Annotated in this window: 13 protein-coding genes; 10 read left to right on the top strand and 3 right to left on the bottom strand. The window is 62.4% G+C overall.

Annotated elements, in window-relative coordinates; translation table 11 throughout:
- Positions 1-72: 72 nt before the first annotated feature.
- The 6 genes from nrfD to ACTG1K_RS12205 all read left to right on the top strand — a co-directional run bounded on the left by nrfD (position 73) and on the right by ACTG1K_RS12205 (position 5,986).
- Complete coding sequence (nrfD, locus tag ACTG1K_RS12230) at positions 73-1,026, top strand: cytochrome c nitrite reductase subunit NrfD (RefSeq protein ID WP_047439518.1); 954 nt, start codon at positions 73-75, stop codon at positions 1,024-1,026.
- A gap of 119 nt (positions 1,027-1,145) precedes the next feature.
- On the top strand, positions 1,146-1,589 hold the full coding sequence (locus ACTG1K_RS12225) for a hypothetical protein (RefSeq protein WP_270906057.1): 444 nt from the start codon (positions 1,146-1,148) through the stop codon (positions 1,587-1,589).
- A gap of 46 nt (positions 1,590-1,635) precedes the next feature.
- Positions 1,636-3,585, top strand: a complete 1,950-nt coding sequence (gene nrfE, locus ACTG1K_RS12220) for a heme lyase NrfEFG subunit NrfE (protein WP_440005514.1) — start codon at positions 1,636-1,638, stop codon at positions 3,583-3,585.
- Complete coding sequence (locus tag ACTG1K_RS12215; protein ID WP_440005512.1) at positions 3,582-4,208, top strand: DsbE family thiol:disulfide interchange protein; 627 nt, start codon at positions 3,582-3,584, stop codon at positions 4,206-4,208. The genes nrfE and ACTG1K_RS12215 overlap by 4 nt, the downstream gene beginning before the upstream one ends.
- Positions 4,205-5,410: a heme lyase NrfEFG subunit NrfF gene (gene nrfF, locus ACTG1K_RS12210; RefSeq protein ID WP_440005510.1), complete on the top strand. Its 1,206-nt coding sequence runs from the start codon at positions 4,205-4,207 to the stop codon at positions 5,408-5,410. Before ACTG1K_RS12215 ends, nrfF begins: the two co-directional genes overlap by 4 nt.
- Positions 5,411-5,533: 123 nt before the next feature.
- The gene (locus tag ACTG1K_RS12205; RefSeq protein WP_429147824.1) at positions 5,534-5,986 is read left to right on the top strand and encodes an NUDIX hydrolase; all 453 of its coding nucleotides are present in this window, start codon (positions 5,534-5,536) and stop codon (positions 5,984-5,986) included.
- A gap of 98 nt (positions 5,987-6,084) precedes the next feature.
- Here ACTG1K_RS12205 and phnX read toward each other — a convergent pair whose 3' ends face one another.
- Genes phnX through phnW form a run of 3 tightly spaced genes read right to left on the bottom strand, consistent with a single transcriptional unit; the run spans position 6,085 to position 9,480 of the window.
- Positions 6,085-6,924: a phosphonoacetaldehyde hydrolase gene (phnX, locus tag ACTG1K_RS12200; RefSeq protein WP_440005507.1), complete on the bottom strand. Its 840-nt coding sequence runs from the start codon at positions 6,922-6,924 to the stop codon at positions 6,085-6,087.
- Entirely contained in the window at positions 6,917-8,341 is a 1,425-nt protein-coding gene (locus ACTG1K_RS12195) for an aspartate aminotransferase family protein (RefSeq protein ID WP_440005506.1), read from the bottom strand. The genes phnX and ACTG1K_RS12195 overlap by 8 nt, the downstream gene beginning before the upstream one ends.
- Positions 8,341-9,480, bottom strand: coding sequence for a 2-aminoethylphosphonate--pyruvate transaminase (gene phnW / locus ACTG1K_RS12190; protein WP_440005504.1), 1,140 nt, complete (start codon positions 9,478-9,480; stop codon positions 8,341-8,343). The genes ACTG1K_RS12195 and phnW overlap by 1 nt, the downstream gene beginning before the upstream one ends.
- Before the next feature lie 265 nt (positions 9,481-9,745).
- Here phnW and phnR point away from each other — a divergent pair, with 265 nt between their 5' ends.
- The 4 genes from phnR (at position 9,746) to ACTG1K_RS12170 (ending at position 14,693) form a co-directional block, all read left to right on the top strand.
- The gene (gene phnR, locus ACTG1K_RS12185) at positions 9,746-10,453 is read left to right on the top strand and encodes a phosphonate utilization transcriptional regulator PhnR (protein ID WP_219263784.1); all 708 of its coding nucleotides are present in this window, start codon (positions 9,746-9,748) and stop codon (positions 10,451-10,453) included.
- A gap of 120 nt (positions 10,454-10,573) precedes the next feature.
- Positions 10,574-11,593, top strand: a complete 1,020-nt coding sequence (locus ACTG1K_RS12180; RefSeq protein WP_440005502.1) for a putative 2-aminoethylphosphonate ABC transporter substrate-binding protein — start codon at positions 10,574-10,576, stop codon at positions 11,591-11,593.
- 272 nt (positions 11,594-11,865) lie between these two features.
- A complete protein-coding gene (locus ACTG1K_RS12175) occupies positions 11,866-12,960 on the top strand; it encodes a putative 2-aminoethylphosphonate ABC transporter ATP-binding protein (protein ID WP_440005500.1) in 1,095 nt (364 codons plus the stop codon).
- Entirely contained in the window at positions 12,957-14,693 is a 1,737-nt protein-coding gene (locus ACTG1K_RS12170; protein WP_440005498.1) for a putative 2-aminoethylphosphonate ABC transporter permease subunit, read from the top strand. The genes ACTG1K_RS12175 and ACTG1K_RS12170 overlap by 4 nt, the downstream gene beginning before the upstream one ends.
- Positions 14,694-14,695 lie beyond the last annotated feature (2 nt).

Here is a 14,695-nt window from a genome sequence, read left to right as displayed (position 1 = left end):
TTCACTTCCCTTCCCTCGTGTGGGAATTTGTCCGATCGCCATCTACCGCAGTAACAGAAGGAGGAATGGATCATGTTGCATGACGCATTTCACTTCCCTTTACTGGTGTGGGACTGGCCCATCGCCATCTATCTCTTTCTGCTCGGCATCTCCGCCGGGGCCACCACCCTCTCGGTGCTGCTGCGCCGCAAGGGGGCCGGCAGCGAGAGCGGCATCATCAAGGCGACTGCCATTCTGGCGCCGGTGAGCGTGGTGCTGGGGTTACTGATCCTCATCTTCCACTTGGCCCGCCCCTGGACCTTCTGGAAGCTGATGTTCCACTATCAGTTCGACTCCGTGATGTCCATGGGGGTCATGCTGTTCCAGGTCTACATGGCGGTGCTGTTCGCCTGGCTGGCGGTGGTGTTTCGCTCCGAGATCGAAACCTTGCGCAGTCACCTGCTGCAAGAGAAGTTCGCCTTTGTGGATGATCTCATCGCTTGGCTTGCCCGCATCGAGCGGCTGCTGGCGCCGCTGTTGCTGCTGCTTGCCGTGCTATTGGGGGCCTACACCGGCTTTCTGCTGTCGGCGCTCAAGACCTATCCGCTCTTGAACAATCCGGTGTTGCCGGTGCTGTTCCTCATCTCCGGCGTCAGCTCTGGCATCGCCTCCACCATCTTGCTGGCGGTCACCCTGTTCAAGGAGAACCATCACAGCCAGGGGGTGAGCTTTGTTCACCGCTTCGAGCGGCCGGTGCTGGCGGTGGAGGTGCTGCTGCTGGTCTGCTTCTTTACCGGCCTCTACTTCGGTGGCGGTCAGAAAGAGGTGGCCATGTGGGCGGCCATCGGCAGCGGCTTCTGGGCTCAGGTGTTCTGGATCGGGGTGGTGGGCATCGGCATGCTGCTGCCCCAGCTGCTGGCCCTGCTGACCCCGGCGCCGCTGCGGGAGCGAAACGGCCATCTGGTACTGGTCTGCAGCCTGACCCTGGTGGGGATCCTGCTGCTGCGCTACTTCGTGCTCTACGCCGGCCAGATGACAGTAGTTTAAAGGTATGATCACCAGCGCCAGCCACCTTCGGGTGACTGGCGCTGGCTCGTTGATTCGCAAGTGAAATCTAAATGGGGATAACAACGTTGGAATTTCTTTATCGAGGGTTCAACTGCCATATGACAGTGACCGATGCAATGGTTCCCAAATCGCTATCGGATGATCCAGAGCAAGGCGCTGAGTTTGGTGATGACAGAGTTCAATGCGGAGACTCAGATTTCACATGCGGACTCTCTATCACCAATAGCATTCACTCACACGAATACGGTGGGAATGGTGAACCAACTGGAGGGATATCGACAACCCCGCATTTTGAAGTAGCCAAACGCTATGCCTTGGGAAATGGAAGGTTTGCCAACGGCCATGTCATCCGAATGTCCATCCCAGAATTAAAGAAAGCTGGCGTAACCATCTATCGAGTCAATGATTGCCTTGATACCCCCTCAGTCCCTTCGGATGACGAACATTGGATCTATTTCAAAGGCGAGTTTCCTCAAAGCACCATTGTGGAAACGTTCCACGTCTACTCAGAAGCGCCTTCTGGGCCTGAGTTGAAAGACTGAAATTTGTAATTAATTCAATTAATTTCTAATTGCATTTGGAGGTTGTGTGCTGGCGGAGCTCGGCTATCTCTCACTGTTGCTGGCGACCGGGCTCGCCCTGCTGCAAGGGCTGCTGCCCTGGCTGGGGCTCGCCTCACGGCCGCTGCTCGGCTGCGCAACACCGCTGGCCCTCCTGGTCGCGCTCCTGCTGTTGGCCGCCCTGCTGCTGCTCGCCGGCTGTTTTGGCCTCGATGACTTTACCCTGGTCTATGTGGCCCAGCACGCCAACAGCGCCCTGCCCCTGGGCTTCAAACTGGCTGCGGTCTGGGGCGGCCACGAGGGCTCCATGCTGTTCTTCGTCTTTGCGTTGGGGCTGTGGGGCGCTCTGGTGGCCCTTTGCTCCAAGCGGGTCGATCCGCTGATCACAGCCCGGGTACTGGCCATCATGGGGCTGATCGTCGGGCTGTTCGGCCTCTATACCCTGATCTTCTCCAGCCCGTTTGACCGCCAATTCCCGGGGCCGCTGGAGGGGCGCGATCTCAACCCCATGCTGCAGGATATCGGCCTCATCATCCATCCGCCCCTGCTCTATCTCGGTTACGTCGGCTTTGCGGTCAACTTCGCCTTCGCCATGGCGGCGCTCCATTCGGGCAGACTGGATGGCGCCGTGGCCCACTGGAGTCGCCCTTGGGCGCTCGGCTCCTGGGTCTTTCTCACCGCCGGCATAGTGCTGGGCTCCTGGTGGGCCTATTACGAGCTCGGTTGGGGCGGCTGGTGGTTCTGGGATCCGGTGGAAAACGCCTCTCTCTTGCCCTGGCTGCTGGGCACTGCCCTGCTGCACGCCCTGATTGTCTGCGAGAAGCGCGGCGCTTACGGCCACGCCGTGCTGTTGCTCTCCATCTTCACCTTCGCCTTGAGCCTGCTCGGCACCTTTGTGGTGCGCTCCGGGGTGCTCACCTCGGTGCACGCTTTTGCGGTGGACCCCAGCCGCGGCCTCACCCTCTTGTTGCTGCTCGGCTTGCTATTGACCAGCGCCCTCACCCTGTTTGCCCTGCGGGCGGATATTCGCGCCCCCTATGCCCGCTTTGGCTTCTTGTCAAAAGAGGGGCTGCTCGGCGCCACCATCCTGCTGCTCTGCGTGGCCTGCGCCAGCGTGTTGCTCGGCACCTTCTACCCCATGGTGTTCCAGTCGCTCCATTTGGGCTCGCTCTCGGTGGGCGCCCCCTATTTCAATACCATCTTCGTGCCGCTGGCCCTTTGCCTGATGGTGCTGATGACCCAACTGCCGCGCCTGCGCTGGCAGCTGCTTGCCGCAGGTTCCCGACTCAACACTTTGTTGCCGCCACTGTTTGGCCTGCTTGGTGGCGGGCTGCTTAGCCTTGCCTATCTGGAACAGGGATCGTTTTCCGCTAGCTGGAGCGGTATCCTCGCCAATATGGTGAGCCTCTGGCTGATGGCCAGCCTGTTGCTCAATACCCCATGGCGCGAGCTGACCATAAATCGGTTCGGCAGCTTGATCGCCCACCTCGGGGTGGCGGTGTGCGCCCTCGGCATCGCGCAGGTGAGTCACCACAGTCAGGAGGGGGGCGCTGTGCTAAGTGCCAACCAGCCCTACCAGCTCGGCGCCTTCGAGTTTCGTTATGAGGGGCGCGAGCCGGTAATTGGCCCCAACTACACCGCCGAGCGCATCACGCTTAGCGTGCATAAGAACGGTAAAGAGGTGGCGCGGCTGACGCCGGAGCGGCGCTACTACAGCGTGCGCACCATGAACATGAACGAGCCCGGCATTGCATGGGGAATGCTTGGCGATCTCTACGTGGTGCTCGGTGAGAAGATGGGGCCAGATGCCTATGCCATGCGGCTGCACTACAAGCCGCTGGTGCGCTGGATCTGGCTCGGCGGCCTGTTGATGATGGCAGGCGGCACCCTCCGCCTGCTCGCCCGTCGCCCCTTGCTCGCCTCCCGTTCCGTTGCGGTTGACGCCTCCCATCTCCGGCTCGAACAGGAGGCGTTATGAGATCCCGCCTGCGCCTCTTTCTTCCCCTGCTGCTGAGCCTGGGGCTCGGCGCCCTGCTCTGGCTCGGCCTTGGCAACAATCCCTACAGCCAGGATGAGGCAACCCTGGGGCGCTCCCTGCCTGCGTGGCAGAGCGACAATCTGCTGGATGGGAGTCCGATCCAGACCGCCAGCCTCAAGGGTGAGCCCTTTGTGCTTAACGTCTGGGCCAGCTGGTGCGTCAACTGCCGCGCCGAGCATCCTCTGCTCAGCGAGCTCGCAGGCACCGTCCCCCTCTACGGTCTCAACTACCGGGACAAGTGGGATGCCGCCCGCGCCTGGCTTATCCAGGCGGGCAACCCCTATCGCGCAGTGCTGGCCGACCCCGACGGCAAACTGGCGCTAGAGCTCGGTGTCTATGGCACGCCGGAAACCTATCTGTTTGACGCCGATGGCGCCCTGCTTGCCCGCCACACCGGCGAGCTCACCAAAGGGATCTGGCTGCGCCAGTTTGCCCCCCTGCTGGACCAGGCTCGCGCAGACGCGCAGATGAGGGCTGCCACGGCTGCACCATCTAGAACGCCAGCTATTGCACCATCTATTGCGCCATCTGTTGCAATATCAGCTCGGGAGACACAGCCATGATGCGCCGTTCTCTTGCCTGCACCCTGCTGGCCCTCGGCATACTGCTGAGTGCAACTGCATATTCCAGCGGGGTCGATACCTATCAATTTCGCCACCCCGAGCTGCAAAATCGGGCGCAAGAGCTGGCCCGAGCCCTGCGCTGCCCCCAGTGCCAGAACCAGAATCTGGTGGAGTCCAACTCCCCCATCGCGCGGGATCTGCGGCTCGAGGTCTACCGCTGGGTGGACGAGGGGCAGAGCGATGAGCAGGTGATCGCCCGCATGACGGAGCGCTTCGGCGATTTCGTCCGCTACGCCCCCCCCTTCAAGAGCAGCACAGCGCTGCTGTGGGGCGGTCCCCTGCTGCTGTTGGGGCTGGCGCTGTTGACCCTGTTTCGCCGCCTGACGCGCATGAAAGCGCAGGCCATCCCTGTCGTTAAGGCAACTGTTGAGGCAATCCATCAACCCGCTGCCGATCCGCGCAGCGAGTTGAATTGGTTGATCATGCACGGGGAACAGGCGGGCCTTTCGCCAGACCAACCGCTCTACAGTGAGCTGAGCGCCGCCCGTTTGGCCAATGCCATCCCGGCGGCTGAGCTGGCCCTGCGCGCACAACTGGCCAGCCAGCATAACAATCGCGGCCGCAATAGCCGACACGGGCGGGCCTTGTTGCTGCTTGCCCTCCTGGCCATCGCGGCCGTTGCCGCTGTCTATCTGAGCAGCGGCCGTTATCAGGCATGGCAGGCTTATCAGTCGCGCCCCGACCCGCTAGCGGGGTTGAGCCCGCGAGATCTGCAGGACAAGGAGCTGGGGAATCTGCATCAGAAGCTTCAGCGCAGCCCCGCCGATCTCGACAGCTGGGCGACGCTCGGTCAGCTCTATCTCTATCGGGGCGAATATGACAACGCCCTGCTCGCCTACCAGCGTCTCGCCCTGCTGGAGGGGGGCGCCAGCGCGGCAACCCAGGCCGCGCAAGCCACCGTGCTCTACTATCAGGCGGACCAGCAGCTGACTCCCGAGGCAACCCGCCTGCTGGAGAACGCCCTCAAGCAGGATGCGGGGGAAGTGAGCGCCCTGATGCTGCTCGCCTCCGATCACTTCCTGCATGGTCGCTACAGTCAGGCCATTGCCCTGTGGCAGCAACTGCTCGATGGCGAGCGCCCTCGCATCAACCGGGCCGCGCTGATCGAGGCGATCCAGACGGCAAGCATAATGGGGGGCTGACCGCCTCCTGTCACTTTGGCCCTCCCCGTCGGCACAGACCAGTGCCGACCGTAAAATCACTTGCCACTCTGACTCGTCCGCCAAACAATACGGCTCTCTTTGGCCAACCTCTGGAGTCACATCATGATCCCCATTCGCTGCAAGGCCGTCTCTGGTGTTGCCCTTACCACTGTCGATGGCGAAACCAAATTGCTGGTGATGAAACGGGTCAAGGGGGGCTTCTGGTGTCATGTGGCGGGCACGGTGGAGGCGGGTGAAACCGGCTGGCAGACCATTATTCGGGAGTTTGGCGAAGAGACGGGGATCAGGGTCACCGAACTCTACAACGGCCAGTATCTGGAGCAGTTTTACGAGGCGAGCTTGAATACGGTGGAGGTGGTGCCGGTCTTTGTGGTCTATTGTCCGCCCAATCAGGCGGTGACCCTCAACGACGAGCACACCGACTATCGCTGGTGTTCCCTGGCCGAGGCCAAGGCGCTGGTGAGTTTCCCCGGCCAGAAGGCGCTCTACGACCATATCTGGCAACACTTTGTCGACAACGCCCCCTCTCCCCTGATGCGGGTCGATATCCGCTGACCGCGCACAACTTCCCCCTTTAGATACAACACGCCCCCGGATGGGGGCGTGTTGTATCTAAAGCCAGCCAAGCGCTTTTGTTAGACCAAGCAGATGGCCTACGGCCGCTCGCCAGCGGCCAGACGGCGGTTGATATCGGCGATAACCGGGGCGATGTCGGCCAGGGTATCAATCACATAGTGTGCCCCCGCCGCCCGCAGTTTGGCCTCGGCCGGTGCGCGCCGGGCGGCGATCTCCGCCTCGCTCATGGCGGCAAACTCTTCCCAGGTGGCACCAAATTCGTTGCCGGAAACCGACAATCCCACCGTCCACATGCCCGCGTTAAGCCCTTCGCTGATGCCGGGTACGGCGTCATCCACCTTGATGCAACGATACACGGCGCTCACTCCGAGCTCAATTACGTTGGCCAGCGCCATCCAGGGGCCGGGGCGACCACCAGCCTTGAGATCGTCGGTGGCGACCCAGTGATCCGGGCGGTAGCCGTGATCGGCCGCAGCAGGTACCAGCGCCACCATCACAGGACGGGGATAACCGGAGCAGGAGCCGATTTTCATCCCCTGCACCCGCAGAGCGTCCAGCACCGGCAGCACACCGGGGATGGGGGTGGCGAAGCGGGTCACGGCGGCAATCTGCAGCGGCATAAAGGTGTGATAGAGGTGGTCCACCTCGGCGTGGCTCATAGGATGGCCGAAGCGAGCCTGCCAGCGCGCATCCACCGAGGGCAGACGGCCCAGCGCGGCGATATGATCCCACTTGCCAAGGCCCATGGGCTGGCGTGCTTCGTCCAGGGTCACTGGAAAGTCATAGGCGCGGGCGAAGGCCTCGACGAAGATGGAGGTGGGGGCGAAGGAGCCGAAATCGACGACGGTGCCGGCCCAGTCGAGGATCAGCGCCTCCACGTCGGTGGTCGGGTGGATGGCAGTCTGCAAGTCAGTCATGGTGATGTTCCTGTTTCGGTGAAAGTGCGATCTCGCCAAGGGCGCGATCGAGAATGGTGATGGCGCGCACCAGATCGGCGCGGGTGATATTGAGTGGGGGCGAGAGCTGGATGACGTTCCCTTGGGAGACCTTGAAGCTGAGCCCCAGTTCCAGACAGCGATAGAGCAGCCGCTCGGCGGCCTGGCTGTTGCGGGTGCGACTCTGGTGATCGACCACCAGATCGAGCGCCCAAAGCATACCGATACCGCGCACCTGCCCGATCAGCGGGTGACGTTCGGCCAACTTGCCGAGCTCGGCCGCCATAAAACGGCCATCCTCCTGCGCTTTTGCCAGCAACCCCTCTTCGCGGATGGTCGCGATGGTAGCGAGCGCCGCCGCGCAGCCGATAGGGCTCTTCTCGTGGGTGTAGTGACCGAGTGAAATAGCTGCGGCCTGATTGAACCGGTCGCGGGTGATGAGCGCGGCAAACGGCACCACCCCGCCCCCCAGCCCCTTGCCCAGACAGATGATGTCGGGTTCGATGCCGAACTCTTCAAAGCTGAACCAGTGGCCGGTGCGGCCCAGGGCATTGGGGATTTCGTCGACGATCAACAACACCTTGTGGCGATCGCAGATCTCCCGCACCCGCTGCCAGTAGGCCTTCGAGGGCACCTGCACATCGGTGTTGCGGATAGGTTCGGCGATAAAGGCGCCGATCCCTCCCTCCTTCTCGATGACGTACTCCAGATAATCGGCGTAGTGCAGGTCATCCCCCTCCCCGCGATACCAGACGCCGCGATAACGGGTGGGCGGCGGGATGCGCTCCACTCCGGCCATCAGCGGGCCCATACCGGCGCGAAAACAGGCCTCGCCACCAACTGAGATAGCATCAAGGGAGGCGCCGTGAAAGGCATCCCAGAGGGACACCACCTTGCTGTTGCCGGTGATGAAACGGGCAAGCTTCAGGGCAATCCCCACCACCTCGCTGCCGCCGGGGGCAAACAGCACCCGGTTGAGATCGCCGGGGGCCAGTTCGGCAAGGGTTCGGGCACAATCGATAGCAACCTGATGGGTGTAGCGGCGGGGTGCAAACGGCAGTTCGGCGAGTTGCTGCTGCACCGCGGCCACCACGTTAGGATGACCGTGGCCCAGCTGATGGACGCTGTTGCCGTGAAAATCGAGATACCGTTTGCCCGATACGCTGGTCAGCCAGCTCCCCTGAGCGCGATCAAGCAGATCGAGACAGGGGGTGGAGAGGGCCTGATGGAGAAAGTAGCGGCTATCCTCCGCCAATCCGGCCTGTACCTCTTCGCTCTGGCCCGCCCACCAGAACGCCCGCCCCTCGCCAAGGTTGATATCCCCTTCGCTGTCGGCGCGGCCGCTGCCGTGCAGCTTATGGTCGTGCTGAACGCAACCGTGAGGCGCCATGCTGGTCATCACGCAGCCCCCTGCCAGTAGCAGGCGCTGGCCATGGCGGCGAGCAGATCGCGCACCCGCTCAGGGGTCACATCACCGATATTGCCGATACGGAAGCAATCGGCTTGCGAGACTTTGCCTGGATAGATGACAAAGCCCTGCGCCTTGAGCCGCTGGTAGAAGTCGGCGAAGCGGTAGTCCGGGTGGGTCGGAGAGTAGAAGGCGGTGATGATGGGAGATTGCCACTGCTCGGGCAGCAGCGGCGCAAAGCCGAGGGCAGCCATCCCCGCCACCAGGGTGCGCTGGTTCTCGCTGTAGCGCTGATGACGGGCAGCAATGCCCCCTTCCTCGTCCAGCTCGCGCAGGGCCTGGGCAAAGGCAAGCACGGTATGGGTGGGCGAGGTAAAGCGCCACTTGCCCCCCTGCTGCTCCATGGTCTGCCACTGGGCGTGCAGGTCGAGGGAGACCGAGCGAGCACGACCGGCGCAGGCCGTCAGTGCGGCGCGGCGGGCGATGACAAAGCCAAAACCCGGCACCCCCTGAATGCACTTGTTGGCAGAGCTGATAAGAAACTCGATGCCAAGACGCCCCATGTCGATGGGGATGCCGCCAAAGCTGCTCATGGCATCAACGATCAGGCGGATGCCGCGGCGCTGGCAGAGCTCAGCCACCTCGTCGAGCGGATTGAGCATGCCAGTGGTGGTCTCGCAGTGCACCATGGCCAGATGGGTGATCTCGGGGTGGCGCGCCAGCATCGCCTCGATGGCGGCGGGTTCGGGGCGGGTGGTCTCGCCGCAATCGAGCTCATAGTGACGCAGGCCAAGACAGCGGGCCATCTCCCCCATGCGGGCTCCGTAGGCGCCGTTGTTGATGATCAGCAGACACTCGTCGGCGCCGATCGCCGAGCCCAGCACGCTCTCCACCACATAGCTGCCACTGCCCTGCAGCAAGACGACGCTGTAGTCACTTTGATATTCCGGGCCGGTGGCGAGGCGCACCAGCTCGCGGCGGATGGGCTCCACCACGCCCTGGTTGTAGTCCGCATCCCAGGTGCAGCTGTCTTGCAGCATGGCGGCACGCACAGTCGCGGTGGTCGAGAGGGGGCCCGGGGTCAGCAGCAGGTAATCAACGGCGGCGGGAGCCGCAGGGATATGGGTCATGACTTCGCTCCTTTTGGTATATACCAGAATGAGCGCATTGTGGGTAACTACCCCGCCAAGGTCAAAGGGGTGGCGCTACGTGCAACAAAAAATTCATTTTCAGCGTCGGGATCGCGATAATCTAGGAGGCCTGAACAGCAGGGGCGATGCTGGTATCTACCAATACATGTTGATGTTGCCGTGTAACGACCGGGCAGATGACCTGCCCTGTGCCCAGCCCATTGCCCAACTCATTGCACAACTTATTGCAAAACCAGGGATTTTCATGAGCAAACCGCAATATCTGCAGATCAAGGATGCCCTCGCCAACCAGATCCTGGCGGGGGGGCTGGCCCCCAACGACAAGCTCCCCTCCGAGCGGCTGCTGGGGGAACTCTATGGCACCACCCGGGTTACCATCCGCGAGGCACTGGTGCAGCTGGAGGCGAACGGCCTTATCTATCGGGAGGATCGCCGCGGCTGGTTCGTCACCCCGCCGCGCTTTCGCTTGAACCCCAGACGCACCTCCAACTTTCACCAGATAGTGCGGGAGCAAGGGGGTGAGCCGCGCACCGAACTGCTGGAGAAAAGCCGTCAGGCGGTACCGCCCGAATTGATGGCACAACTGCAGCTCAAGCCGTTCGACAGCCTGTTTCTGCTAAAACGGCTGCGCTACGCCAACGGGCGCGCCATCTGCTACTGCGAGAACCACTGCCTGCCAGAGCGGGTGCCCGGCCTGCTGGAGCTGGATCTCAACGGCAGTCTGACCGAGATCTACCAGGCCCATTACGATCTCCACTACGCCCGCATGCAGGTGCGCTTCTTCCCCACCGCCCTGCCGGACGAAGTGGCCAAGGCGCTGGGGGCCACCGCCGGCCTACCCGCCCTGCGCCTCGAGCGGCTCAACTTCGATCAGCACGGCCGGGTGCTCGACTTCGATCTGGAGTACTGGCGCCACGACAGTCTGGAGATCGAGGTGGATACCCAGGATTAGTCACGGATAAATCAGGAACGGCAAAACGTCACGGGGCTGTCACGGTCACGTCATAAAGATCCCCTAGCCTCTCTCTCGACCAATCTGGTTTATACCAAATCAATTTAACTGGAGAAGAGGATGAAACAGGGAACCCATCTGCTGGCCGTCGCCGTGCTGGCTGCCATGACCACCCCGGCACTGGCCGCGACCGATCTCACCGTCTACACCGCCTTCGAACCGGAGCAGCTCAACGAGCTGAAAACCGCGTTCGAGCGCCAGCATCCGGACATCAACATCAAGTGGGTGCGTGACTCCACCGGCGTGGTCACCGCCCGCTTGCTGGCAGAAAAAGCGCAGCCCAAGGCGGATGTGGTGTGGGGACTGGCCGCCACCAGCCTGATGCAGCTCGATCAGCAGCAGATGCTCAATGCCTATGCACCGAAAGGACTGGAGAAGCTCGACAGCCGCTTTCGCGACAGCAAGGCCGAGCCGCACTGGATCGGTCTGGACGCCTTCTTCAGCGCCATCTGCTTCAATAAGGTAGAGGCGGAGAAACAGGGGATCCCGGCCCCCACCAGCTGGGCCGACCTCACCAAGCCCATCTACAAGGGCAAGGTGATCATGCCCAACCCCAGCTCCTCCGGCACCGGTTACCTGAGCGTTGCTGGCTGGCTGCAGACCATGGGCGAGCAGCAGGGCTGGCAATTCATGAACGGCCTGCACCAGAACATCGACCGTTACACCCACTCGGGCTCCGCCCCCTGCAAGCTGGCCGCCAGCGGTGAAACGGTGATCGGTATCTCCTTCGACTTCCCGGCTACCAGCCTCAAAGCCAAGGGTGCCCCCATCGAGGTGGTGTTCCCGAAAGAGGGGTCGGGCTGGGATATGGAAGCAGCCGCCATCATCAAGGGCACCCCCAAGCTGGAAGCCGCCAAACAGCTGCTCGACTTTGCCGCCACCGAACAGGCCAACGCCCTCTACAACAAGTCGTTTGCCGTGGTCGCCATCCCCGATGTGGCCCAACCGAGAGCGGGCTATCCGGCGGATATCAAAGGCCAGATGATCGACAACGACTTTAGCTGGGCCGCCCGCGAGCGCAACACCATCCTGGCCCAGTGGAGCGCCAGCTTCGACGGCAAGACCGAAGCCAAGCAGTAAGCGTGAAGGTCGGCGGTTTGTTCACGCCAGACACACCGCTGCCAATAAACTGCCAGTCGAAGGCCAACAGCTGTTGGCCTTCGCTTTTTGGTTTTAACTTCCCGAGTTTGCATTGCCTTCAATTAGCGATGCTTAGTCCATTCGCACAGTGCCCAGCCACTTGCTGGCGACCCGATCTCATTTGACTGTCATCAAGCTGTCATCCCCCGATCACCTGACCGTCACACTTCACCCGCAAACTGGTATATACCAAATCAGTAGTGAGTCGAACCATGACCCAGCCCTATCTGGACATTCAACATCTCAACAAGCAGTTCGGTGCTTTTCAAGCCCTCAAGGGGATCTCTCTGACCATTGAGCCGGGGGAGTTTATCTGCTTTCTCGGCCCCTCCGGCTGCGGCAAGACCACCCTGCTCAGAGCCATCGCCGGGCTGGATCTGCCGGACAGCGGCGAGATCTGGCAAGGGGGGCGCAATATCTCCCGCCTGCCGCCCCAGGAGCGCGATTTTGGCATCGTGTTTCAGTCCTATGCTCTCTTCCCCAACCTGACGGTTGCCCAGAACATCGCCTTCGGCCTTGAGAATCAGGGGTTGGCGCGGGATCTCATCAAGGAACGGGTGGACCACTGGCTGGGGCTGGTGGATCTCACGGCCCAGTCCCACAAATACCCGAGCCAGATCTCCGGCGGCCAGCAGCAGCGGGTGGCGCTGGCCCGGGCGCTCGCCCTCTCCCCTGGCCTGCTGCTGCTGGACGAACCGCTCAGCGCCCTAGATGCGCTGGTGCGCACCCACCTTCGCAGCGAGATCCGCGCCCTGCAGCAGCGCCTTGGCATTACCACCATCATGGTGACCCACGATCAGGAAGAGGCGCTGACCATGGCCGATCGCATCGTGGTGATGGAGGGTGGCCGCATCGTGCAGGTGGGCACCCCGCAGGAGATCTACCACCAGCCTGCCAGCCGTTTCGTGGCAAGCTTCGTCGGCACCATGAACTTCCTCGACACCCTGGTGCTGAGCCCCACTCAGGTGCGCCTCAACGAGCAGCCACTGCAACTCGCCAACCGGGCCGTGGCCGGTAGCAAATTGCAGGTGGCGATCCGCCCCGAGGCGATCACCCTGAGTGCGCCGAGCGAGCTGTCTCTTGGCCAACATGGCATTGAAGCAACCATCGATCAGGTGGAGTTTCTCGGCGCCGCCCAGCGTCTTATCTGCACCGCCGACACCTATCTGGGCCCACAGCAAATTCTGGTGGAGCGCCCGACCCACGAGCTGCCCCGCCACGAACAGGGTGGCTGGCGCAGCGGCATGCGCTGCTCGCTGCACTGGCCCGCCGCGGCGATGCAACTGTTTGAGGGAGAGCGCCCATGACAGCCCCCTTCGCAACCTCCTCCCTGCTGCCACCAGCGACAGCCCGCCAAGACTCTCGCTGGCAGCGGCTCTGTCGCGGCTGGAGCCGGGATCAGCTGCTGCAACTGATCCTGCTGGTGCTCGGCATCGCCCTGCTCACCGGCGGCTTGCTGCTGCCGCTGCTCACCATGCTGCAAAAGAGCCTGCAGGATGAGAACGACCTCTGGGTGGGCCTTGCCAACTTCAGCGCCTACTTCGACTCCCCTCATCTGGGGCGCACCATTGGCAACACCCTCTGGCTCGGGGTGCTGATCACCGCGCTGGTGGTGACCATCGCCTTTGGCTACGCCTATGCCCTCACCCGCACCTGCATGCCGGGCAAGCCCCTGTTTCGCCTCATTGGCCTTATTCCGCTGTTGATGCCCTCCCTGCTGCCCGCCATCAGTCTGGTCTACTGGTTTGGCAATCAGGGGATCGCCAAGGGGCTGCTCGGCGGGGAGAGCATCTACGGTCCTATCGGCATCGTCATTGGTCTGGGCTTCTGGTGCTTCCCCCACGCCCTGATGATCCTTATCACGGCGCTCGGTCAGAGCGATGCCCGCCTCTATGAAGCCTCCCGGGTGCTCGGCTGCAGCGGCTGGCGCACCTTTGTCACCGTCACCCTGCCTACCGCCCGTTATGGCCTGCTCAGCGCCGCCATCGCCGTCTTCACCCTCACCATCTGCGACTTCGGGGTAGCCAAGGTGATTGGCGGCCAGTACAGCGTGCTGGCCACCGACATCTACCGGCAGGTGATCGGGATGCAGAACTTCTCGCTGGGCGCCGTTGCCAGCGTCACCCTGCTGCTGCCGGCACTCTTGAGCTTTGCGCTGGAACACAGGGTGCGCAGCAAGATGCAGGAGCAGAGCAGCACCAAGGCGGTGCCCTATCAGCCCAAACCCCATCGGCTGCGGGATCTGCTCGCGCTCGGCTGGTGTACCCTCTGGGCCCTGCTGTTTCTGGCGCTGGTGGGGATGGCCGTTTACGGATCCTTGGTGCAGTTCTGGCCTTACAACCTTGGGCTGACGCTCGATCACTACGCCTTTGACAGCAACAGCGTCTATGGCTGGCAGCCCTTTACCAACACCTTGCAACTGGGCCTCTATACCGCGCTGATCGGCACCGTGCTGGTGATGGTGCTGGCCTGGGCGCAGGAGAAGGGACGCCACTTCGCGCCGCTGCGCCAGCTGCTGCATCTGCTCGCCATGCTGTCGCTGGCGGTACCCGGGATGGTGCTGGGGCTGGGTTACATCTTCTTTTTCAACGGCAATCCGCTCTTTGGCAGCCTCTATGGCACTCTGCCACTAATGGTGCTCTCCTGCGTCATCCACTACTACACGGTGGGCCATATGACGGCGCTGACCAGCCTCAAGCAACTGCCCAAGGAGCTGGAGCTGGTGGCCATCTCATTGCGCATTCCGCTCTGGAAGGCGTTCTGGCGGGTCACCCTGCCCGCCTCCCTGCCAGCGCTCTTGGAGATCTTTATCTATCTGTTCGTCAACGCCATGACCACCACCTCGGCGGTGATCTTCCTCTATTCGAGCGACAGCGTGCTCGCCTCCATCGCCGTGCTCAATATGGAAGATTCCGGCGATACCGCCGCGGCCGCCGCCATGGCCACCCTGATCCTGCTGGCCGCCGCCACCGTCAAGCTGCTCCAGCTCTTTTTGAGCCGCGCCCTGCTGGATCGCACCCAGCGCTGGCGCCACCAATAACC

The organism is Aeromonas sp. 102P (assembly GCF_051920345.1).
Taxonomy (GTDB): domain Bacteria; phylum Pseudomonadota; class Gammaproteobacteria; order Enterobacterales; family Aeromonadaceae; genus Aeromonas; species Aeromonas veronii.
The sequence above is the reverse complement of the archived record's forward strand: the minus strand, read 5'-3'. Positions and strand labels throughout refer to the sequence as shown.

Bases quoted from the DNA above. Each gene is read 5' to 3' on its own strand.
- nrfD (WP_047439518.1), top strand. From the start codon at position 73: ATGTTGCATGACGCATTTCACTTCCCTTTACTGGTGTGGGACTGGCCC.
- ACTG1K_RS12225 (WP_270906057.1), top strand. From the start codon at position 1,146: ATGACAGTGACCGATGCAATGGTTCCCAAATCGCTATCGGATGATCCA.
- ACTG1K_RS12215 (WP_440005512.1), top strand. From the start codon at position 3,582: ATGAGATCCCGCCTGCGCCTCTTTCTTCCCCTGCTGCTGAGCCTGGGG.
- nrfF (WP_440005510.1), top strand. From the start codon at position 4,205: ATGATGCGCCGTTCTCTTGCCTGCACCCTGCTGGCCCTCGGCATACTG.
- ACTG1K_RS12205 (WP_429147824.1), top strand. From the start codon at position 5,534: ATGATCCCCATTCGCTGCAAGGCCGTCTCTGGTGTTGCCCTTACCACT.
- phnX (WP_440005507.1), bottom strand. From the start codon at position 6,924: ATGACTGACTTGCAGACTGCCATCCACCCGACCACCGACGTGGAGGCG.
- ACTG1K_RS12195 (WP_440005506.1), bottom strand. From the start codon at position 8,341: ATGACCAGCATGGCGCCTCACGGTTGCGTTCAGCACGACCATAAGCTG.
- phnW (WP_440005504.1), bottom strand. From the start codon at position 9,480: ATGACCCATATCCCTGCGGCTCCCGCCGCCGTTGATTACCTGCTGCTG.
- phnR (WP_219263784.1), top strand. From the start codon at position 9,746: ATGAGCAAACCGCAATATCTGCAGATCAAGGATGCCCTCGCCAACCAG.
- ACTG1K_RS12180 (WP_440005502.1), top strand. From the start codon at position 10,574: ATGAAACAGGGAACCCATCTGCTGGCCGTCGCCGTGCTGGCTGCCATG.
- ACTG1K_RS12175 (WP_440005500.1), top strand. From the start codon at position 11,866: ATGACCCAGCCCTATCTGGACATTCAACATCTCAACAAGCAGTTCGGT.
- ACTG1K_RS12170 (WP_440005498.1), top strand. From the start codon at position 12,957: ATGACAGCCCCCTTCGCAACCTCCTCCCTGCTGCCACCAGCGACAGCC.